Here is a 20,585-nt window from a genome sequence, read left to right on the forward strand (position 1 = left end):
CTAGCCCCGATCGGCTATTTGGCAATCGTGATACTCGGCACCCCAAGACGAGGAATTTCGGTCACGGTCATTTGAAAGAGCAGATAGAGTAACTGGAACGCCTCCCGGTTCCATCGCGCAAGCGGTCCGTCGGTCCTCACTGCATAGTAGGTTCCGTGAGACTGTATGGCCAGATCAACTCCTGATGGATTCCCATCCGATTTCACCATCTCCATCGTAAAGACGGGGTTCTCGGTCACCTCTGGTGTGAGCGGATCTTTGTCCACGTGATATTCAGCATCTTCGCCTAATGACCGCGCGAGAAAGTGGAGCATCGCGTTGAAGCTTCGAAGGCGGAAGTGTCCTTTCATGGGATACTCTCCCCCGAAGTGGCCTGCACGGATATCGAAGGACACATCGTTGATGTGCTCATCTTCCGTCTCCTCGTTTAATCGAGCGCGTTCTTCAGAGGATAGCGTGGCAGGATCATAGTTGGTGATACGAATGCGTCCGGTTATCGGCTTTCGAAGCGTGTAGGTGTTTTCCCGCTGGTTGTAGGTGACAAAATAATCCTTTTCCAACGCCAGGAACCCCTCCGCAGTCACGGCGTTGGCGGGAATGGTCCAGATACGCTCAAAGTTCATCGGTTCGACGTACAGTTGATTGCTGTCTTGAATCGCCGACAGGTGTAACACGGCGCGTCGGAATCGCTCATACCCCATCCGATCGGCGGGCGTGTTGCGGAACGCGATATCCGCTCCGTTCTGTTGTATACGTAACTCCTGTGCCATTAACCGTAATAACAGATCGATATCGAACCGCTGTCGAAGGAGCAGAATAAGTTTGCCTTCATTGAACGGGCTTAGCATCCGCTTGGCAAATTCTTCTCCCTCAATGGGCACAATGCTGATCGTTGGATTTTCTGCCACGCTGCCGCCGAAGATTGGCATCAAGGTTCTGCCCGCGTCGCCGGTAAGCGTGGGAGTCGCGCCGGCACTGACCCGAAAGTCGAAGGTGGCAGCAATGTTCGATACACCGGTGAAGTGTATGGGCTGGTGGCGCTCGGCACGGGCGATGTTGACTAACAGTTGTTTGGCGATGGCGTCTGTGATGGCCTCGTCATAGGCCACGACCGCCCGATTGAGCGTAATGGGAGAAAGACAGCCCGGCAGGGCCAATGCGCAGACTATCACAAGGGTCTGAAATGTGGTCTTCATGAGTTGCGGTGAGTGAACGTCGGTCGCATGCCACCAATTCCAAGCGTTCGAAATATATTTCATTTTCCAGTTAAAGAACAGCCGAGATTTCACCTTTTCGGCGTCAAGACTTTGTGCGAGTGAACGGTTGGTGCCATCAGCGCCCTTACGCACACATGCCCTACCTCCATTCTGGTGGCATCTTCTCAATGATGAGTCTTCCCATGTCGTCTATTCGCCGTTCCTGGCTTCTCGTGGGTACGTTACTCAAGACGGGTGGTTCATGCGTGCCGATATGGAGACCTTGGATCGTGCTTCGGCAGGAGGTCGCACAACGTGAGCACAATCGGCTTCCTAGAGAAGCGCCGATGCCGGGACTTGAAATGCTCTAAGTGATTGAAAGAGAAGAGAGAAGGTTGGTTGCGGGGGCCGGATTTGAACCGACGACCTTTGGGTTATGAGCCCAACGAGCTACCAGGCTGCTCCACCCCGCGACCGGATACTAACAGGCGTGAGAAACGAGAGTCAAGGAACGCCCGGGGAGAATTGCATTCGTGAGGACAGAATGATAAAGCGTGGGCATGCGTATCGTTTTTATGGGGACTCCGGACTTTGCCGTGCCTTCGCTGGAGGCCTTGCTCACGTCGGGGCATGAGGTGGTCGGTGTGGTCACTCAGCCCGATCGACCGAAGGGCCGCGGGCAGGAAGTGGTCTTCTCGCCGGTGAAAGTGGTGTGCCAACGTGAGGGGATCCCGGTGTTGCAGCCGCTCAAAATGAAGGATCCTGTCTTTCTCGAGGCCTTGCGACAATGGAAGCCGGATGTCATTGCGGTCACGGCCTATGGCCGCATTCTGCCCCCGGCAATTCTGACGTTGCCGCCCCGTGGGTGTATCAACGTGCATGGGTCGCTTCTGCCGAAGTATCGTGGGGCAGGTCCCATCCAATGGGCCGTCATCAGGGGTGAACAGGAGACCGGCATTACGACCATGTTTATGGCGGAAGGCATGGACACCGGCGACATGTTGTTGCAGGAAAAGGTGGAGATTCGTGCCGACGATACGGCCGGCACGCTGGCGCCTCGGCTGGCCGAAGTCGGCGGGCGATTGTTGGTTGAGACCCTCCGTCGCCTTGAGGCGGGTACGCTGATACCGCAACCGCAGGATGATGCCCTGGCTACCATGGCACCGTTGCTCAAGAAGGAAGACGGTGCGGTCGATTGGACCTTGCCGGCCGCGGAGATTGCGAATCGTGTGCGTGGCCTGTCCCCCTGGCCCGGCGCGTATACGTATGTGAACGGGGAACGGTGGGTGCTGTGGCGTGTGGCGGTGGGAGCGGCTGTTTCCGGTGCCGTTCCGGGGACGGTGACGAAGGTGAGCAAGGACTGGGTCGAGGTCGCGACCGGGGACGGCACGGTCCAGCTGGTCGACATTCAACCGTCCAATAGCCGGCGGATGACGATTGCGCAGTACCTGGCCGGTCATCGTCTGGCGGAGGGCATCAGTCTCGCCGCCATTTCTCCGGCACAGGGCTAGTCGCGAGCCCATCAGTCGCATGTTATTGACCATCCTCTTGCCATGATTATTCTTCTCGAACATGGCATCTGATCTGAGCCCCTCACAGTCAGGCGGAGGTGTATCTGCCGGACGCCGCGCCGCCATGAAGGCTCTGCTGACGATCGACAAAGCGGGCATGGCGGAAGACGACCTGTTCGATCAGGTGTCGTCACGCGAGGCGTTGGATCTGCGCGATCGGGCCTTCATGGTCGAGCTCGTGCGCGGCGTGTTGCGGTATCGCGCCACGCTCGACTGGCGATTGGGCCTGTTGTCGGATCGGCGGATCACGAAACTTCCGACCCTGGTCCAGACCATTCTTCGCCTCGGGGCCTATCAACTCTTGTACTTAGACCGGGTTCCCGATTCCGCCGCGGTGCATGAATCGGTGCAGATGGCGAAGCAGCAGAGTCGTCGCCTGGGACGGGATTGGAGCGGCTTTGTGAACGCGGTGCTCAGGGCTCTGCTTCGAGCGCCAGAACCGGCATGGCCCGAAGCGGGAAGCGATCCCGCTGCGGCCTTGGCTGTGCGGTATTCCTGTCCGACCTGGCTCGTGACGCGTTGGTATTCTCTCTTGGGTGCCGAACGCGCCGAGGCCTTGTGTCGTGCGTCGTTAGAGGTGCCTCCGCTTACGTTACGCGTGAATAGGCTGCGGACATCCCGCGCCGCATTGCTGAGCGACTTGGCGGCAGCACAGGTGGACGCCGGCCCGACGTCGATCAGCGCAGTCGGCATTCAGCTGGCTCGCCCCGTCTCTGTCGTCGATTTGCCGGGATACGCGGAGGGATGGTTTTACGTAGAGGATGAAGCCGGGCAGCTGATTCCGTTGTTGCTGGATGTGCAGCCGGGCCAACGCGTCCTTGATGCCTGCGCGGCGCCAGGTGGAAAGGCGACGCACCTGGCGGCGCTCATGGAGAATCGAGGCGAGATCGTGGCGGTGGACCGGGCTTCGGCACGGCTCGATCTCGTGATGGCCAATTGTCGCCGTCTCGGAGTGAACATCCTGACGCCCTTGGTCGGCGATCTGCGCACGCTGGTTGGAGCAGCGATGGCGTCCCATCCGATGTTGTCTCGACCGTTCGACCGCATTTTGCTGGATGCTCCCTGCAGCGGACTCGGTGTGTTGCGGCGTCATCCGGAAGGGAAGTGGTATAAGGCGCCGGAGTCCATCGCGCAGCACCGGCAGATGCAGATGGAATTGCTCGCGGTGACGAGCCGTCTCTTGCGGCCTGGTGGGGTGTTGGTCTATAGTACCTGCTCGATTGAGCCGGAAGAAACCAAGTCGATTATCGACGAGTTTTGTCAGTCTCATCATCAATTTCAGCGTGAGTCGATCGCGCCCTGGTTGCCCCCAGCCGGACTGCCGTTCGTGACCCCTCGAGGGGATCTATCTACGATGGCCAATATGAACAGGATGGATCTGTTTTTCGCCGCCCGTGTGCGGAGGAGCGAATAATGGCGGGTCGGACCATACGTATTGCGCCCTCCATTCTGTCGGCCGACTTTGCGCGCCTGGCCGAAGAGGTGGCGCGGGTGGAGGAAGCCGGAGCCGACTGGTTGCACATCGATGTCATGGACGGGCATTTTGTCCCGAATCTGACCGTGGGCCCGCCGATCGTCGAAGCCCTGCGAAAAGTCACTACCCTACCGTTGGACGTGCACCTGATGATGACGAATCCGGATGCGTTCATCGGGGAGTTCGCCGAGGCGGGGGCCGATTATTTGACCGTGCACGTGGAAGCCTGTCCGCACCTGCATCGAACCGTTCAGTCGATCAAAGAACGTGGCGTGAAGGCAGGCGTGACGTTAAACCCTGCTACGCCGGCCGGGACTCTGTCGGAAATCGTCCGCGACGCCGATCTCATCCTCATCATGTCCGTCAATCCCGGGTTCGGGGGGCAGAAGTTTATTCCCTCGTCGTTGCGGAAGATTGCGGAGGTTCGCGCGTTGATCGATCGCACGCAGAGCCAGGCGCTCCTGGAAGTGGACGGGGGGGTGAAGCCCGATAACGTGACAGAGATTCTCGCCGCCGGCGCCGAGGTGCTGGTCGCAGGGTCGGCTGTTTTTTCCAGTCATGACTATGCCGCGGCCATTACGGCACTGAGAGCCGGACATGAGCCTGCCGCCCGCACCACCAGGAGTGCAGCCGCTCAGCGATAGAAGAGGCGTCGGACCACACCCTTGTTCATGGATAATCTTCATCCCCTCGAAAGCAAAGTGCTGCTGGCGTTGACCCGGAAGCCAGACGTCCCTCCCACGCTCGATCAGCTTGCGAAATCCACCGAGTTGGAACCGTCGCAGTTGAGCATGGCTGTTGAATGGTTGTTGGCCAAATCGCTGATCGCCGTTCATTCGGAAACGGTTGCGCATATCGCTGCGTTGACGCCGATCGGCGAATTGTTTTTCGAGAAGTACTCCCCGATTGAGCGGGTCCTGTCGGCGGCGCGGGAAGCCGGCCAGACCGGGAGGCGGCTCACGATTCAGGATATTCAGGCCAAGGAAGCACTCGAGCCGTCCGATGTGAGCAAGGCGGTCGGCACCCTCAAGAAAGAGGGCGCGATCCTGATCGTCCAAGGCGGATGCATTGAAAGCACCGGCCGCAATAGTGCGACGGCCGAGGGGATGCGCTCGTTATTGCAGGATTTGCGGAGCGGCCAGCGGGAGTTGCAGTCTTTTTCCGAACCGCTTCGGAATGTGCTCCAACAACATGCGGTGAAGCGCGGAAATGCGCGGGAGCCGTTCCGGATTGACGAGCGGGTCACCCGGTCGTTTGTGTTGACTCCTTCCGGGCAGGAGGTGGCCGAGCAACTGTCGCGCGACGGCGTGGCGGAGGAAGTCTCGCAGCTGACGCCGGAACTGCTGAAGGAAGGCGCCTGGCGGACGAAACGGTTCCGGAAATATACGATCAGTTTGCGGGCTCCGAGAATCGCGGCCGGAAAACGCCATCCCTATCGCGAGTTTCTGGACCTCGTAAAACTCAAGCTGGTCAGTATGGGCTTCCAGGAAATGCGTGGGACCCTCGTCGAAACCGAGTTCTGGAATATGGATGCCTTGTTTATGCCGCAGTTTCATCCTGCGCGTGACATTCATGATGTCTATTTCGTGAAGAATCCGACCCATGCTCGCACCATCGCTGAGCCGTATCTGGCACAAGTCACGCAGGTACATGAAAAGGGGACAGGCGCCGGATCGACGGGATGGGGCTACCCCTTTGATGCCGAGCGTGCGAAACGGCTGGTGTTGCGGAGCCAAGGGACCGCGGTGTCAGCGAGGACATTGGCGGCCGGTGCGTCCGTGCCGGGGAAATATTTTTCGATCGCCCGTTGTTTTCGCTACGACCAGGTAGATGCCACCCATGCCACCGACTTTTTTCAAGTGGAAGGCATCGTGTTAGGGTCGGACATTAATTTCCGGACCCTGCTCGGGTTGTTGAATCTGTTCGCCCGGGAAGTGGCGCAAGCTAAGGAAGTCAAATTTCTGCCGGCCTATTTCCCATTTACCGAGCCGTCGGTCGAGATGCATGTGCGCCATCCCAAGCTGGGGTGGATGGAATTGGGCGGCGCCGGATTATTCCGGCCCGAAGTGACGACCCCGCTCGGTGTCTCTGTGCCGGTCATTGCCTGGGGCCTTGGCCTCGATCGTATGGCGATGGTGGCGTTGGGCATTCACGATATTCGCGATTTGTTTTCAGCGGACCTCGAATTTATTCGCACCATGCGGGGAAGTTTTTAGGACGACGACACCATGCCCACGATTTCCCTTCAACGAGATGACCTCGAAGCCTTGATCGCCGGATCGGACGAAAAGTCGGCGCGTATTCCGCTCGATCAACTTGAGCAATGGTTGATGTTGGTGAAGGGAGAGTTGAAGGGGCACAATGCAGAGACCGGCGAGTTGCGGATCGAGCTGCAAGACAGCAATCGTCCGGACTTGTGGTGCTGTGAAGGCATCGCCAGGCAGATCCGGATCAAGCAACGTGGCTCGGCGATTTCCTATCCTTTCTTCAAGAAGGCGAGGCGAGTTGCCGGCCAGCTGATTGTGGCGCAGGGGATGGAGCAGGTTCGTCCGTACGTGGCTGCCTGCACGGCGGTCGGGTATCGTGTGACGGCATCCGGCCTGACGCAGCTCATTCAGACACAGGAAAAATTAGCGGATATTTTCGGACGCAAGCGTCGCTCTGTCTCGATCGGTTTGTACCGCCTCGCCCCCATTGTGTTCCCGGTGTCGTATGATCTGGTCAAGCCGGATGATGTACGGTTCACACCGCTCGGCATGGAGACGATGATGACGCTGCGGGAGATACTCATGGTTCATCCCAAAGGCGTGGAGTATGGCGGCATTGTCGGTGGCCATGACCGGCTCCCCGTGTTGCGAGATGCCAATGGGCAGGTGCTGTCGTTTCCCCCGATCATCAACAGTCGTGAAATTGGCGAGGTGCGGGTCGGCGATGATGAACTGTTCGTCGAAGTGACCGGCACCGATCTTCCCATGGTCGCGTTGACGCTGAATATTTTCGCGGCCAATCTCGCGGATCGCGGTGCAGTCATCACGCCGGTCGAGATTCAATCGCCCGTGAAAACCAGCTTCGGCCGCCGCTGGAATACGCCGATCGATTTCGGGGCGCCGCGCGCAATTCCTCTCAAGGCCATCGAGTCAGCATTGGGCGAACCGTTGGGTGGTAAGGAAGTGACTTCGGCGCTCAAGTCGTACGGGTACACGGTCAAGGCAGCCGGGCAGAAGGTGGCCGTGCAATTGCCGCCCTATCGAAACGATCTGCTGCATACGGTCGATGTGGTGGAAGACGTGGCCATCAGCCAGGGGTACGCCAGGTTTGCTCCCGTGATGCCTTCGCAGTTTACGGTGGGTGGCCTGTCGCGTTTGGAACAGATGGCCGACCGGGTTCGACATCTCATGGTCGGTCTGGAATTCCAGGAGATCATTTCCAACATCATGGGTTCCCACCAGGACTTCTGCACTCGCATGCGTCTGGATGGCACCGACTGGGCGAAGGTGGTGGAAGTGGACAACGTGATGTCCCTCAGCTATTCCTGTTTGCGTCAGTGGATTACGCCGTCGTTGTTACAGGTGGAAGCCAACTCAAGCCGGGCGTTTTATCCGCACCGCATGTTTGAGGTCGGCGAAGTGGCTATTCCTGATGCGAGCGCCGATGTCGGGTCCAGGACCGTGACGATGTTGGGCGCCGTGATTGCCCATGCCGGCGCGCACTTCTCAGAAATTCATTCCTGTGTGGATCTGCTGCTGTATTACCTGGATCGCCCCTTCACGCTGGAGCCGGTCGATCATCCCTCATTCCTCGATGGTCGAGCCGGGAAGATTGTGTCAAAGGGGCGGGTGATTGGGTTGCTGGGAGAGGTACACCCCGAGGTGCTGGAGCACTGGCAAATCGGAGTCCCGGCGGTGGCGCTGGAGTTGGAGATCGATCGACTACTGGAAGAGGTGTGACGGGAGAATCCGTTCGACCAGGATTCTCCCGTCACAGAAGGTGCGTGCGGATGTAACCGTTAGCTCGCGGCAGTTGCGAGCTGTTGCTTGGCCACCCCGACGAGTTTCTCAAATCCCGCCATATCCCGGATCGCCATATCGGACAACACTTTCCGATCCAAGAGGATATTCGCCTTCTTCAGAGCATTCATGAAGCGGCTATACGCGATGCCATGCAGGCGGGTCGCAGCGCTGATGCGCGCGATCCAGAGCTGACGGAAGTCGCGCTTGCGATTCTTTCGTCCGACATAGGCATAGGCCTGCCCCTTGTCGACCGATTCGGTTGCGGTTCGGAACAGCCGGCTCTTCGCGCCATACTGGCCTTTCGCCAGTTTCAGGCGCTTCTTTCGCCGCTGTCGTGTTTTCGGGCCACCTTTTGTACGAGGCATCGGGAGCTACTCCTTTTTCAGATCCTGTTCACGGCACAATCGTCGTTATTGCGGAAGGATACGGTTCAGTGCTTGGGTCGATGCGGAGGAGACCTCAACGGCTCCCTTCAGGTTCCGCTTGCGGTCGCGCGGCTTCCCGGTCAGCAAATGCCGACCGCCGGCCTTCCGACGAACCAGCTTCCCCGTGCCTGTACGCCGAAACCGCTTCTTCGCGCCACTGTGGCTCTTCATCTTAATTTTCATATGCTCAATCCTTCCTTGTGTGCGCTCGGCACACTATTTGGGAGCTAGAATCATGATCAGGCTCCGCCCTTCCATTCGTGGCGCAAACTCCACGGTTCCTGCTTCCGTGCATTCCTTAATGACGGTGGCCATCATCGTACGACCCATTTCCTGATTGGCCATCTCACGACCGCGATAGGTCAACGTCACTTTGGTCTTGTTACCGTCGGCCAGGAACTCTTTGATCTGCCGGATCTTGATCTCAAGATCATGCTTGTCGGTACGAGGACGAAGCTTGATTTCTTTGACCTGGGTCGATTTCTGGTGCCGACGACTCTGGTGATCCTTCTTGCTGAGTTCGAATTTATACTTCCCATAGTCCATGATGCGGCAAACCGGCGGCTGGGAGGTCGGAGCCACCTCAACAAGGTCGTAGCCCCCTTCCTGGGCCTTGTTAAAGGCCTCTACGGTCGGCAGTATTCCTAGTTGCTCGCCTTCAGGACCGATGACACGAACTTCCCGAATCCTGATTTCCCGGTTGACGCGTAATTTAGGGACGATAGGTCACCTCGTTTGTGAGTGGGTTACGGGTTCACGTAATGTCTGATTCGCATCGGTGCGGAGGAGTTCGAGGAAGGCTTCAATCGGCATGCTGCCGTGATTCGCGCCGCTCCGGCCGCGAACCGCCACCATGCCACTCTGCACTTCCTTGTCTCCCACGACCAGCATATATGGGATCTTGTTCTTTTCCGCTTCGCGGATCTTAAAGCCGATCTTCTCGTTACGAAGATCCGCTTCCACTCGAAAGCCGTGGGTCTTGAGCGTAGAGACGATTTTTGCCGCGAATTCCTGCTGGTTATCCGTGATCGTCAGCACAACGGCCTGCACGGGGGCCAACCAGGTGGGGAAGGCGCCCGCATAGTGCTCGATCAAGATGCCGAAGAAGCGCTCGATGGAGCCCATGAGCGCTCGATGAATCATAATCGGCTGGTGAGCCTTCCCGTCTTCGCCGGTGTAGGCAAGGTCAAATCGCTCGGGATTGTTGAAATCGACCTGGACCGTTGAGCACTGCCAGGAACGGCCGAGAACGTCCTTGATCTTGATGTCGATCTTCGGGCCATAGAAGACCCCTTCGCCGGGATCCACTTCGTAGGCCACACCGCGGCTCTTGAGGGCCGCTTCCAGCGCATTGGTGGCGATGGTCCAGTTTTCCTCGGAGCCGACAGACTTTTCCGGACGGGTCGAGAGATAGACTTCAAACTCGGTAAAGCCGAATGTGCCGAGGACGAAAAACGTAAAGTCCAGCACGCGACTGACTTCGCCCTCGATCTGATCGGGCCGACAAAACAAATGTGCGTCGTCTTGAGTAAAGCCACGGACACGTAACAGGCCGTGCAGCACGCCGGTCCGTTCATAACGGTAGACGGTGCCTAATTCCCCATACCGGATCGGCAAATCCCGATAACTGCGTAGATGGGATTTGTAGATCATGATATGGAAGGGGCAGTTCATCGGCTTGAGCTGATACTCGCTGTTCTCCACCTTCATCGACGCGAACATGTTTTCGCGGTAGTAGTCGACGTGACCGCTGGTCTTCCATAGGTCAAGCCTGGCGACGTGAGGTGAATACACTAGGTCGTAGCCGTCCTTGATATGTTGTTCCCGCCAGAAGTTTTCGATCAGCAACCGGATCAGCGAGCCCTTGGGGTGCCACAGCACCAGGCCGGGACCGATCTCGTCCTGAATCGAAATGAGGTCGAGTTCCTTGCCGAGCTTGCGATGGTCGCGGCGCTTGATCTCTTCTAACTTCGCGAGGTGGGCATCAAGCTCCTTTTTGGTCGGGAATGACGTGCCGTACACCCGTTGCAGCATCGGGTTCCGCTCGTCACCGCGCCAATAGGCGCCTCCGGTCGACAGCAGCTTCAAGGCGCCCACATACCCGGTCGTGGGAAGGTGTGGTCCGCGGCAGAGATCAACAAACTCTCCTTGGCGATACAGCGAAATAGGAGAGGCCTCGTCGAAACCGTTGATCAGCTCGACTTTATAGGCTTCTCCGCGTTCCTGAAAAAACTTGATGGCGTCCTGTTTGGACAGCTCGCTGCGAGTGACCGTCAGGCCACGTTTCGTAATCTCAATGGCACGCGCCTCGATTTTTTCCAGGTCTTCAGGCGTGAAGGGGCGATCGAAGGCAAAATCGTAATAGAACCCATCGTCGAGTGCCGGACCGATGGTGAGCTGTGCGGACGGAAATACTTCCTTCACGGCCTGCGCCATGATGTGGGTGCTGCTGTGACGATAGACCTCGCGCCCTTCCGCAGACTCAAAGGTCAACGGCTCAAGGGCAGCGTCCTGCGTTAATGGATGTGACAGATCCATAGCCTCGCCGTTGACCTTGGCGGCCAACACCTTGGCGTCGAGGCGTCCCCCTTCCGGGGTCAGGGCCTCGCGGACGGTGCATCCTGCTGGTACCTGTTTTCGAGTTCCGCCAGGAAGGGTAATGTGAATGAGCTGTGAGGCCACTCCGGTCAATCCTACAAAAAATACAACGCCGTGCCGACCGCCTTGCTGCCGGCAGTCGGAGCACGAACTGTGTGCGCGCACAAAAATGGTAGGCGCGGACGGTCTTGAACCGTCGACCTCTACCGTGTCAAGGTAGCGCTCTCCCCCTGAGCTACGCGCCTATCGCCCGGCGATGCTAATACAGCCTCACCAAGGGTGTCAAGGAAACCCTCTGGCAAGACAGGTTTTTCTCTCCCTGCTGGCAAGAACAGGTCGCCTCGCCGGTCACACGTCATCGGAGTGGACGGCGAGGTCTACTTGACCGCCGCTTTGAGTTCTTTGCCGGCCGAGAACTTGGGAATGCGGGCGGCAGGAATCTTCAGCGCTTCGCCGGTTCGCGGATTGCGCCCCATCCGTGCTTTCCGTTTTGAAATCGTAAACGTCCCGAAATTCACCAGCGTCACACGTTTCCCCTTCTTGAGCGACGTGGTCACTGCGCCGGTAAAGGCTTCGAGCGCCACCGTCGCGGCGACCTTGGTGATTCCGGCACTGTTCGCCATTTTTGCGATCAATTCTTCCTTGGTCATTGCTTCCCTCCGTTGGTAGTTGGCGACCGGTGGATGTATGGGCGTATGGATGCTACGCCTCTGGTGAGAGATTGATGCGTCTCATTTAGGTGGCGACGCTAACTTGCCCTGGCGCGCTTGACCGGAATATCCAGGTCGAGAATTTTCTTTCTCAACGTGTTGCGATTCAGGCCCAGCAACTCCGCAGCTTGGATCTGGTTCCCCTTGGTCTCCCGCAGGGTCAGCAAGATCAGCGGACGCTCCACGGCCGCGATCAGCATTGGATGGAGATTTCTTCCGGAGCCGTTCCGCATCCCTTTGACGAAATCTCCGACCTTATGTTCCAGAAAGGAATCCAAACACACCGGTTGCCCCGCTGCGCCACTGGAGAGCGGCAGATCTGTCTTGAGGGCTTTGGCTGCGTGTAGCGACGTCGCCGTTCGCTTCAGCACGGCTCGAGAGCCTACAACCAAGAGGGTGCGCCCAGGATCAATTCCGGAAAGCAGTTTCCCAAGGTCTGCGGCAGCTTGTGCCTTGGATTCCACGATGACCGCATCGTAGGCACGTTTGGCCATGTCTTTCGGGAGCGACAGCCCTTCACGGCCGATGGTGACCGCTTGCTCGCCGAACAGGTCCTTGTAGTGTGTCTGGATCTCGCTGTCCGTACTGAGTAAGAAAATACTAAATGTCGATGAACGCAGCGTCATGAAGGTACCGAGGAAGAAGAGGGCGGGATTATTGCTCAGCCTCTGGATGATGTCAATGATGAAAAGTGTGTTGTGAGCGCGTATTGGCGACAGGGGTGAACCTTTGGCGTGCAGGTGTGGAATTGGTGCTGGCTCTCATCGCCATGGTATCGCAGCCGAAGACGCTGCATCGGAGAACCACGGTTCTTCGATGCTTCAATGTGAAGCAGTCGTAGGGATGGCTGCCGCATTCAAAACAATCGTGATTCATGTTCAATAGGATAATGAGAGGCTGTGCAGCTGTCCTGGCTTGACAGGAAAGTTCCGCACAAGGTATAGAGATTCATGAATCCCCATCGGAATACTCGCAAATGAAGGTGAGCCTTCGAGCTACCTACGGAATTATTGCCGCCGTGGACCTTGCGCTCCACCATGCTGAGCAGCCGGTCTGCGCGAAGTCGATTGCTAAACGTCAGGCGATTCCGGCTCGGTTCCTGGAGCAGGTCCTTCATGCGATGAAAAAGGCCGGGGTTGTGATCAGTCAGCGAGGGGCTCAAGGCGGATATGTGTTAAGCCGCAAGCCCTCGGAGCTCTCCGTGGCGGACATTCTCGATGCCCTGGAAGGCCCGCTTTTGTCGGCTAACGGAGAGACCCGTCCGAAACATTCGTCATCGCGAGGAGCCAAGCAAGAGGCCCTGCTCGCTCATATCTGGGATCGTGTGAAACGGGCGGAATTGAGCGTGCTTTCAGAAGTCACGGTCGAAGAGTTGGCCAAGCGTCAGCGCGCCCTTGATGAGCAACACACGTTGATGTACCACATTTAAAGCAGCCTCGATTATGCATACGCACACTACTCTCCAACCGACGAGGTCATCATGATGACTCCCAATACAGTGGCTTTCCGTCCGGCGATTAAAGCGGAGCCTATTCCGGCCCATATCGCGGAAGAAATCGAAACGTTTGAAGCGGAGGCCGACCGTGTCCTGGGTGGAGACCTCTCCACCGACATCTTCAAGCCCTTCCGGCTCCAATATGGCATTTACGGCCAGCGGCAATCTGGCGTCCAGATGGTGCGGATCAAGATTCCGTTCGGCGGGCTGACGGCCAACCAGCTGCGCCAGGTCGCGGAGCTGGCCGATCGGTACGCGACCGGCGTGGGGCATGTCACGACACGGCAAGACATTCAACTGCACTTCGTGGAACTCAAGCACGTCCCTGAGATGATGCGTCTGATGGCCTCCGTGGGGCTGACCACGCGCGAAGCCTGCGCAAATACGGTGCGAAACGTCACGGCCTGTCATTTAGCGGGCGTGTGCCAGGGAGAGGTCTTCGATGTGACGCCGTACGCGAAGACGGTGGCCTATCACCTCTTGCGCAATCCGCTGAATCAGAGTCTCCCGCGGAAGTTCAAGATCGCGCTATCGGGGTGCCGACAGGATTGCGCACTCACGCCCATTCACGACATTGGTTTGCTGGCGGCGAAGCGGGCCGACGGGACCCTCGGATTCCGGATGGTGGCAGGCGGTGGATTAGGATCGACGCCGCGCATGGCCCAAGTGCTCAGAGAATTTACCTCCATGGACGAATTGCTTCCGACCATCGAGGCCGTGATCAAGGTATTCGACACACTCGGAAACCGTAAGAACCGCAATAAGGCGCGTATGAAGTTCGTCATCGAAAAGCTCGGGTTCGACGAATTCAAGCGCCGCTGGGAAGCGGCCTATGCGGCCATGGGATATGCCGTGCCAACGCACGAGCCGATCAAGTTGCTGGATTATGCCGATGTGCCGCCGTTGATCATGCCGACGAAGGTCGGCGTCACGTCCAGCGGTCATGGGAACGGCAACGGGAGCGGCAATGGCGCGGTGTCACTCAATGGCCAAGCCTCCGCGTTCCAGGCCTGGAAGCGCACCAATGTGGTGCCGCAGCGGCAGGCAGGTTTTGTGACGGCGGCCATCAAGTTGCCGATGGGCGATCTGACGGGCGACCAAATGTGGGTGGTTGCGGATGTGGCCGAACGGTATTCAAACGGCAACATCCGGACGACGATCAATCAGAACATGGTCATCCGGTGGATTCCCGAAGGGCGGCTGGAGGAGTTCTACCAGGAGCTTGTGACCCACAGCTTGGGCGATCCCGGCGCGGAACTCGTCGAAGACATCATCGCCTGCCCGGGGACCGATACCTGCGGATTAGGAATTACCTCGTCCAAGGGCATGGCCAGGGCGTTGGCGGAAGTGTTTCCCGCCGGCCAGGTTCCAGAAGATCTGAGGGATGTGAGCGTCAAGATCAGCGGCTGCCATAATTCTTGCGCCCAGCATCATATCGCCACCATCGGGTTGCATGGGGTGGGCAAGCGTCTTGGCGAACATACGGCTCCGCATTATGAGTTGCATCTCGGCGGGCATGTGGACGGCACGCCGAAGATCGGACAACTGGTGGTCAAGTTGCCGGCGAAGAGTGTTCCGGCGGCAGTGCGGCATCTGGTGGACGTGTACCGTCGGGACCGGAAGGCGGGCGAGAGTCTTCAGTCGTTCATCACGCGTGTCGGGAAGAATGTGCTCAAAGACGAACTCATTCCCTACACGATCGTGCCGCCCCATGAGCAGGATTCGACCTATTACTACGATTGGGAAGGTGAGGCCGAATTCGTGCTGGAGGATCTGGGGCCCGGTGAGTGCGCGGGTGGTGCCTTGGAGATGATCGACGACCGGATGTTAGAGGCCGATCAGGAGCTCTATCAGGCGAAGTTGCTGGTCGAGAAGCATCAATATGCCTTGTCGGTGAATAAGTCGTACCGGGCTGTGTTGGCTGCGGCGAAGGGGCTTTTGGTCACGGAAGGGATCGATCCGGCGACGGATGCGGAAACGTTCCAGGAGTTCGATCTGCGGTTGGCCAGCAAAGGTATCGTCCCGGCGACGTACAAGAATCTTGGCGCCCAAGTCGGCGATCTCGGTTCCAAGGACGCAACTGCCGAGGCGGCGACGGAGAAGATGGCCTTCGCCAAGCGGTTTCTCGCTGTCTGTCGGGCGGCCACGGAACAAATGGGTAAAGATCTGAAGTTGTCCCAGGTGAAAGAAGAAGCCGTGCCCGCTGCAGCTCCTGTTGCGGCGCCTGCTTCGCCTGCACCTGTGGCCGCGGCTCAGGCACCGGTGTACGATCTGCGTGGCGTGGCCTGCCCGATGAATTACGTGAAGACGAAACTGAAAATGGAAATGATGGACAACGGCGAGCAGCTGGAAGTCTGGCTCGACGCTGGAGAGCCCATTCGCAATGTGCCGATGAGCTTGCGGAACGACGGGCATAAGATCCTGGCAGAGGGACCGCTGGAGCCTGAGGCCAAGCATTTCAAAATTCTTGTGGAAAAGGTCGAGGGGTAAGAAGGGTGAACGAAACACAGAAGTCCGCTGAGCGACCCTCCGACGCAGAGCTGAAGGCGCTGAGCGATTCGTTTGAAGACAAGCAGCCGTGGGATGTGTTGGCGTACGCGCTGAAGACCTACCGGCAGCGTATTGTGTTGGCCTGCAGTTTCGGGGCGGAAGATGTCGCCCTTGTGGATATGGTGCATCGCATCGATCCGGAGGCGCCGCTCTTTTATCTGGATACGGATTTTCTGTTTCCCGAAACCTTCGACGTGCGTGATCGGATTATCGCGCGGTACGGGTTGAAGCCAGCGCAGGTCATCCAGATGAAATCCCTGTTGACGCCGGAACAGCAGGCCTCCCAATATGGCGACAAGTTGTGGGCCAGCAAGCCGGACCAATGCTGCGAGCTCCGGAAAATCGAACCGCTCACTCGTATTCTCGGCGAATACTCGGCCTGGATTACCGGAATTCGGCGGGATCAGGCTCCCACCAGGGCGAACGCCGGGTTGATCGAGTGGGACAAAAAATTCAACCTAGTCAAAGTGAATCCTCTGGCCCGATGGAGCAGTGAAAACGTCTGGACGTATCTCCAGCTCCATGAGGTGCCCTATAACACGTTACACGACCGCAATTACCCCAGCATCGGCTGTACCCATTGTACGGCGCCTGTCCTTCCGGGAGACGATCCGCGTTCCGGTCGGTGGAAGAATTTCGGCAAGACCGAGTGCGGGCTGCACAAGTAACATCATCGTCACCCTGAAATCAGACAAGGTCATTACCATCCATGCAACATCTGCTTGCCAAAGTCGCTAAAGGTCAAAAAACATCCAAGGATCTCACGTGGGAAGAAGCCAAGCAGGCCATGCGCCTTATGATTGAGGGCACCGCGACGCCTGCGCAAGTCGGGGCGTTCCTCACGGCCATGCGGTTTAAGTCCGAATCGGTCACGGAATTAGCCGCGTTCACCGCGGCGGCGCGCCAGTATGTGCCGCCGGTGCCGGTGCGATCGGGGCTCGGAGTCGTCGACGTGCCGGTCTATGCAGGCAAACGGGAAACGTTTCACGCCACCATTCCCGCCGCGATTATTGCGGCCGCTGCCGGAGCGGTGGTGCTCTTGCACGGAGTGGATGGGCCCCCGGATCGACGGGGCATTTCGTCGGTGCTGAAGCTCTTGGGTATTCCTGTTGATAGGACCGCCAAGCTCGTTGGGGCCGAATTGGAAACAAAGGGGCTCGCGTATCTGGATCTGGCGCTGTACCACCCGCCGGTGAGCCGGTTCCTGGAAATGAGACAGGAATTGGGCGTGCGCAATTTCTTTCATCCCGTGGCACGCCTGCTCAACCCGGCCCGCGCCACCTCACAGGTAATCGGTTTGTCGCATCCGCCCTACTTCGAAAAGATGATCGAGGCGTTGCGTATGCTGAGTTGCCCGCGCGCGTTGGTCATTCGCGGCGTCGAAGGGGATCCGGAGCTGTCGATCGGCAATTCCACGCGTCTCTTGGAGCTCAAGGATGAGCGCATCACGCCGTTTACCTTCCAGCCGAAGGATGCGGGATTGTCGATGGCGACCTTTCGCGAGATGGCCGGGTTCCCCGTCGAACAGCGGGAACGGGAAGCTGATCTGATCAAGCGGCTCATTGCCAACGAGATTCAGGGTGGGCAACGGGATTGGGTCCTCCTCAATGCGGCCATGTTGCTCTATGCAGCCGGCAAAGGGACGTCGATTATTGGAAATCTTACTGCAGCCAGAAGCGCGTTGGAGTCAGGTCAGGCCAAAGCCAAGCTGGCTGAATTGGTGGCGGTCTCCGGATCAAATGCGGGAACCGCGCAGAAGGTCGGCCTGTCAGCGTAAACGGAAAACGGTGAACCATGAAACATCTGCGTCAACTCGAAGATCAAAGTGTCTATATTCTTCGCGAAGCCTATAAGCATTTCAATCACCTCGCGATGCTCTGGTCAATGGGCAAGGACTCGACGGTGCTCTTGTGGCTGGCCCGTAAGGCCTTTTTCGGGCATGTGCCGTTTCCCTTGCTCCATGTGGATACGAGTTACAAGATCCCGGCCATGATCGAATATCGCGATCGGATTGCCCGCGAGTGGCGCCTCAATCTGGTGGTGGGGCAGAACAAAGAGGCCCTGGCCGCCGGAATGAATCATACACTCGGGCGGGATGTCTGCTGTACCGCCTTAAAGACGACGGCCATGAAGAATCTGGTCGAAGAAAAGGGGTACACCGGCATTATTCTCGGCGTGCGGGCGGATGAAGACAGCACCAGGGCGAAGGAACGATATTTTTCGCCGCGCGACAAACATGGGGATTGGGATTTCCGCGACCAGCCGCCGGAACTATGGGATCAGTTCAAGACCACGTTCCCGCCGGGCACGCATATCCGGATTCATCCGCTCCTCGATTGGACCGAGATCAACATTTGGGAATACATCAAGCACGAGAATATCCCCTTCATGGATCTCTACCTAGACAGGGGGGATGGCACACGCTATCGCAGTCTGGGTTGCGCGCCTTGTACCACGCCCATCAAGTCCACGGCAAAAACGGTGGACGAGATTATTACGGAGCTCCGTGGGAGTCATGTGGCGGAACGGGCCGGTCGGGCACAGGACGCGGGGCGAGGCATGGAGATGCTCCGCAAGAAGGGGTACATGTGAGGCGGCTTACGCCGGCTGGATAACCGGCAGGCGACCGATTACGACCACGAACCACGGTTCCATTGAACGAGTGAATCATATGACACAGCACGACCAAAGTAAGCCGCAAGAGAGCCTCAACATCGTCATCGTGGGCCATGTGGATCACGGGAAGTCCACGTTGGTGGGACGACTCTACGCCGACACCGGGTCTTTGCCCGAAGGCAAGCTGGAAAAGGTGCAGGCGATCTGCCGCCAGCAGGGCAAGGAATTTGAGTATGCGTTCCTGTTCGATGCGTTTCTGGAAGAACAGGAGCAGGGCATCACGATCGATACGGCGCGCACGTTTTTTATCTGGAACGGGCGGCAGTACATCATTATCGACGCGCCGGGGCACAAAGAGTTTTTGAAGAACATGATCTCCGGTGCCGCCCGGGCGGAGGCTGCGCTATTGCTCATCGATGCCTTGGAAGGTGTGCGCGAGCAATCCAAGAAACATGGCTACCTCCTGTCGCTACTCGGCGTGACGCAGTTTTCGGTGGTCGTCAATAAGATGGATTTGGTCGGGTATCGGCAGGATGTGTTCGACGGGATCGAAAAGGAATACCGGGAATTCCTGGGTCAGTTCCGGGCGGTTCCCCAGCAGATGATTCCGGTCAGCGCGAAGATGGGTGACAACATCGCGACGCGCAGCACCCATATGAATTGGTATCAGGGGCCTACGGTGCTGGAGTCGCTGGCTCTCTTCAAGAAGGAGCAGGTTCGCTCTGAACAGCCGCTCCGATTTCCACTACAGGACGTCTATAAATTCGATGCGCGGCGGATTTTGGCCGGGCGCATTACGGCCGGCCGTCTCAAGGTCGGCGATCAGCTGGTGTTTTCGCCGTCCAATAAGACGGCCGTCGTGCAATCGATCGAAGGGTTCAACGTCGATCCGCCCCGGAGTGAGGCGCAGGCCGGTCAATCGGTCGGGGTCACATTGGACGAGCAGATTTTCGTGGAGCGTGGCGAAATCGCCTCGCATCGGGACTCGATTCCGCTGGTATCGACTGCCATTCGTGTGAATTTGTTTTGGATGGGGAGACGACCGCTGGAGAAGGGGCGGAAGTACGTCCTGCGCCTCGCCACGCGCGAGGTGGCCTGCGAGGTGGCCGCGATTCATCGGATTATCGACACCGCCGATCTGGCACAGCTTCAGGAGAGTCAGTCGGTGGCCAAGAACCAGGTTGCCGAGCTGACCCTGCGTGTGAAATCGCCGCTCGCGTTTGACTTGTCGTCGTCATTCGAAGCCACAGGTCGATTCGTGCTGGTCGATGAGTACGATATCGCTGGGGGCGGGATCATCACCGAGTTGGTGCATGACGAGCAGGAAGGGCTGCGCGAAGAGGCGAGGCAGCGTGAATATGCATGGCTCACGGGCGATGTCCGGGCCGAGGATCGCGCCGCGCAATACGGGCATCGGGCCGCCATCGTGTTATTCACCGGTTCAGCCCAAACAGGCAAGACATTTCTTGCACGACGGGTGGAGGCGCTGCTGGTTGCTGACAGTCGGCATGCCTATCTGCTCGAAGGCGAAAATCTGTTGCAGGGATTGGACGCAGATCTGTCGGCGGCTGATCCGTCTTTTGCAGCCGAGCGAGTGCGGCGGTACGGAGAGGTCGCTAGGTTGTTGATCGATACGGGGTTGATTGTCGTCTCGACGAGCAAAACCTTCGGAATCAATTATCAGCGAATGGGCGAGATGATCCGAACGTTGGTGCAGCCGGCTCCGGTGATTTCCGTGCACATGAGCAGGGCGGGGGAGGAGGCACCGCCGAATACCGATTTACACTTCGCGGGGCCGCAGGATTTCGACGCCGCTGCCCGTCAGATCTTGGAGGAGTTGAAGCGCCGGGGCGTGCTCATACAGCCGTCCGGCACGAAGTCCACCATCCAGTATTCAATTTAGTCGTGGGTCGGAGGCTGTTTGACTCCATTGAAACCCC

General features: G+C 58.2%; 18 protein-coding genes and 2 tRNA genes. 11 read left to right on the forward strand and 9 right to left on the reverse strand.

Annotated features, from left to right (window positions below; genetic code table 11):
* Positions 1 to 14 precede the first annotated feature (14 nt).
* Positions 15 to 1,349 (reverse strand): hypothetical protein, encoded by a 1,335-nt coding sequence (locus V9G17_11345; GenBank protein MEI2753187.1) that lies wholly within the window; start codon positions 1,347 to 1,349, stop codon positions 15 to 17.
* A 243-nt stretch (positions 1,350 to 1,592) separates the two neighbouring features.
* A tRNA-Met gene (locus V9G17_11350) sits at positions 1,593 to 1,669 on the reverse strand.
* An 87-nt stretch (positions 1,670 to 1,756) separates the two neighbouring features.
* Here V9G17_11350 and fmt point away from each other — a divergent pair.
* The 5 genes from fmt (at position 1,757) to pheT (ending at position 8,188) form a co-directional block, all read left to right on the forward strand.
* Positions 1,757 to 2,707 carry a methionyl-tRNA formyltransferase gene (gene fmt / locus V9G17_11355; GenBank protein MEI2753188.1) on the forward strand — a complete coding sequence of 317 codons (951 nt, stop codon included), beginning with the start codon at positions 1,757 to 1,759 and terminating at the stop codon, positions 2,705 to 2,707.
* Between the two features lie 61 nt (positions 2,708 to 2,768).
* Positions 2,769 to 4,181 (forward strand): 16S rRNA (cytosine(967)-C(5))-methyltransferase RsmB, encoded by a 1,413-nt coding sequence (gene rsmB / locus V9G17_11360; protein ID MEI2753189.1) that lies wholly within the window; start codon positions 2,769 to 2,771, stop codon positions 4,179 to 4,181.
* Positions 4,181 to 4,885, forward strand: a complete 705-nt coding sequence (gene rpe / locus V9G17_11365) for a ribulose-phosphate 3-epimerase (GenBank protein MEI2753190.1) — start codon at positions 4,181 to 4,183, stop codon at positions 4,883 to 4,885. The genes rsmB and rpe overlap by 1 nt, the downstream gene beginning before the upstream one ends.
* Positions 4,886 to 4,912: 27 nt before the next feature.
* Positions 4,913 to 6,457 (forward strand): phenylalanine--tRNA ligase subunit alpha, encoded by a 1,545-nt coding sequence (locus tag V9G17_11370; GenBank protein MEI2753191.1) that lies wholly within the window; start codon positions 4,913 to 4,915, stop codon positions 6,455 to 6,457.
* A gap of 12 nt (positions 6,458 to 6,469) precedes the next feature.
* Positions 6,470 to 8,188, forward strand: coding sequence for a phenylalanine--tRNA ligase subunit beta (gene pheT, locus V9G17_11375; GenBank protein MEI2753192.1), 1,719 nt, complete (start codon positions 6,470 to 6,472; stop codon positions 8,186 to 8,188).
* Positions 8,189 to 8,247: 59 nt separating this feature from the next.
* On the opposite strand, the gene rplT is transcribed toward pheT, so the two are convergent.
* The 7 genes from rplT to V9G17_11410 form a co-directional block, all read right to left on the reverse strand.
* Positions 8,248 to 8,616, reverse strand: a complete 369-nt coding sequence (rplT, locus tag V9G17_11380) for a 50S ribosomal protein L20 (GenBank protein MEI2753193.1) — start codon at positions 8,614 to 8,616, stop codon at positions 8,248 to 8,250.
* Positions 8,617 to 8,661: 45 nt separating this feature from the next.
* A complete protein-coding gene (gene rpmI, locus V9G17_11385; protein MEI2753194.1) occupies positions 8,662 to 8,853 on the reverse strand; it encodes a 50S ribosomal protein L35 in 192 nt (63 codons plus the stop codon).
* Positions 8,854 to 8,892: 39 nt separating this feature from the next.
* The gene (infC, locus tag V9G17_11390; protein ID MEI2753195.1) at positions 8,893 to 9,399 is read right to left on the reverse strand and encodes a translation initiation factor IF-3; all 507 of its coding nucleotides are present in this window, start codon (positions 9,397 to 9,399) and stop codon (positions 8,893 to 8,895) included.
* Positions 9,400 to 9,402: 3 nt separating this feature from the next.
* Positions 9,403 to 11,358, reverse strand: a complete 1,956-nt coding sequence (thrS, locus tag V9G17_11395; GenBank protein ID MEI2753196.1) for a threonine--tRNA ligase — start codon at positions 11,356 to 11,358, stop codon at positions 9,403 to 9,405.
* Between the two features lie 86 nt (positions 11,359 to 11,444).
* Positions 11,445 to 11,519: transfer RNA gene (locus V9G17_11400), tRNA-Val, on the reverse strand.
* Positions 11,520 to 11,651: 132 nt separating this feature from the next.
* Positions 11,652 to 11,963 (reverse strand): HU family DNA-binding protein, encoded by a 312-nt coding sequence (locus V9G17_11405; protein ID MEI2753197.1) that lies wholly within the window; start codon positions 11,961 to 11,963, stop codon positions 11,652 to 11,654.
* 59 nt (positions 11,964 to 12,022) lie between these two features.
* Positions 12,023 to 12,610 (reverse strand): helix-turn-helix domain-containing protein, encoded by a 588-nt coding sequence (locus V9G17_11410; GenBank protein ID MEI2753198.1) that lies wholly within the window; start codon positions 12,608 to 12,610, stop codon positions 12,023 to 12,025.
* Positions 12,611 to 12,960: 350 nt separating this feature from the next.
* Here V9G17_11410 and V9G17_11415 point away from each other — a divergent pair, with 350 nt between their 5' ends.
* The 6 genes from V9G17_11415 to V9G17_11440 all read left to right on the forward strand — a co-directional run bounded on the left by V9G17_11415 (position 12,961) and on the right by V9G17_11440 (position 20,548).
* Positions 12,961 to 13,413, forward strand: a complete 453-nt coding sequence (locus V9G17_11415) for an Rrf2 family transcriptional regulator (protein ID MEI2753199.1) — start codon at positions 12,961 to 12,963, stop codon at positions 13,411 to 13,413.
* Positions 13,414 to 13,464: 51 nt separating this feature from the next.
* Entirely contained in the window at positions 13,465 to 15,969 is a 2,505-nt protein-coding gene (locus V9G17_11420) for a sulfurtransferase TusA family protein (protein MEI2753200.1), read from the forward strand.
* A gap of 5 nt (positions 15,970 to 15,974) precedes the next feature.
* On the forward strand, positions 15,975 to 16,697 hold the full coding sequence (locus V9G17_11425) for a phosphoadenylyl-sulfate reductase (protein MEI2753201.1): 723 nt from the start codon (positions 15,975 to 15,977) through the stop codon (positions 16,695 to 16,697).
* Positions 16,698 to 16,738: 41 nt separating this feature from the next.
* Positions 16,739 to 17,806 (forward strand): anthranilate phosphoribosyltransferase, encoded by a 1,068-nt coding sequence (gene trpD / locus V9G17_11430; GenBank protein MEI2753202.1) that lies wholly within the window; start codon positions 16,739 to 16,741, stop codon positions 17,804 to 17,806.
* A 17-nt stretch (positions 17,807 to 17,823) separates the two neighbouring features.
* Positions 17,824 to 18,621, forward strand: coding sequence for a sulfate adenylyltransferase subunit CysD (gene cysD / locus V9G17_11435; protein ID MEI2753203.1), 798 nt, complete (start codon positions 17,824 to 17,826; stop codon positions 18,619 to 18,621).
* Positions 18,622 to 18,700: 79 nt separating this feature from the next.
* Positions 18,701 to 20,548 carry a GTP-binding protein gene (locus V9G17_11440; GenBank protein ID MEI2753204.1) on the forward strand — a complete coding sequence of 616 codons (1,848 nt, stop codon included), beginning with the start codon at positions 18,701 to 18,703 and terminating at the stop codon, positions 20,546 to 20,548.
* The last annotated feature ends 37 nt before the right edge of the window (positions 20,549 to 20,585 follow it).

This window comes from Nitrospira sp. (assembly GCA_037045225.1).
Lineage (GTDB): Bacteria > Nitrospirota > Nitrospiria > Nitrospirales > Nitrospiraceae > Nitrospira_A.

Coding starts and splice junctions, on each gene's coding strand:
- fmt (MEI2753188.1), top strand. CDS start 1,757: ATGCGTATCGTTTTTATGGGGACTCCGGACTTTGCCGTGCCTTCGCTG.
- rsmB (MEI2753189.1), top strand. CDS start 2,769: ATGGCATCTGATCTGAGCCCCTCACAGTCAGGCGGAGGTGTATCTGCC.
- rpe (MEI2753190.1), top strand. CDS start 4,181: ATGGCGGGTCGGACCATACGTATTGCGCCCTCCATTCTGTCGGCCGAC.
- V9G17_11370 (MEI2753191.1), top strand. CDS start 4,913: ATGGATAATCTTCATCCCCTCGAAAGCAAAGTGCTGCTGGCGTTGACC.
- pheT (MEI2753192.1), top strand. CDS start 6,470: ATGCCCACGATTTCCCTTCAACGAGATGACCTCGAAGCCTTGATCGCC.
- rplT (MEI2753193.1), bottom strand. CDS start 8,616: ATGCCTCGTACAAAAGGTGGCCCGAAAACACGACAGCGGCGAAAGAAG.
- V9G17_11410 (MEI2753198.1), bottom strand. CDS start 12,610: ATGACGCTGCGTTCATCGACATTTAGTATTTTCTTACTCAGTACGGAC.
- V9G17_11415 (MEI2753199.1), top strand. CDS start 12,961: ATGAAGGTGAGCCTTCGAGCTACCTACGGAATTATTGCCGCCGTGGAC.
- V9G17_11420 (MEI2753200.1), top strand. CDS start 13,465: ATGATGACTCCCAATACAGTGGCTTTCCGTCCGGCGATTAAAGCGGAG.
- trpD (MEI2753202.1), top strand. CDS start 16,739: ATGCAACATCTGCTTGCCAAAGTCGCTAAAGGTCAAAAAACATCCAAG.
- cysD (MEI2753203.1), top strand. CDS start 17,824: ATGAAACATCTGCGTCAACTCGAAGATCAAAGTGTCTATATTCTTCGC.
- V9G17_11440 (MEI2753204.1), top strand. CDS start 18,701: ATGACACAGCACGACCAAAGTAAGCCGCAAGAGAGCCTCAACATCGTC.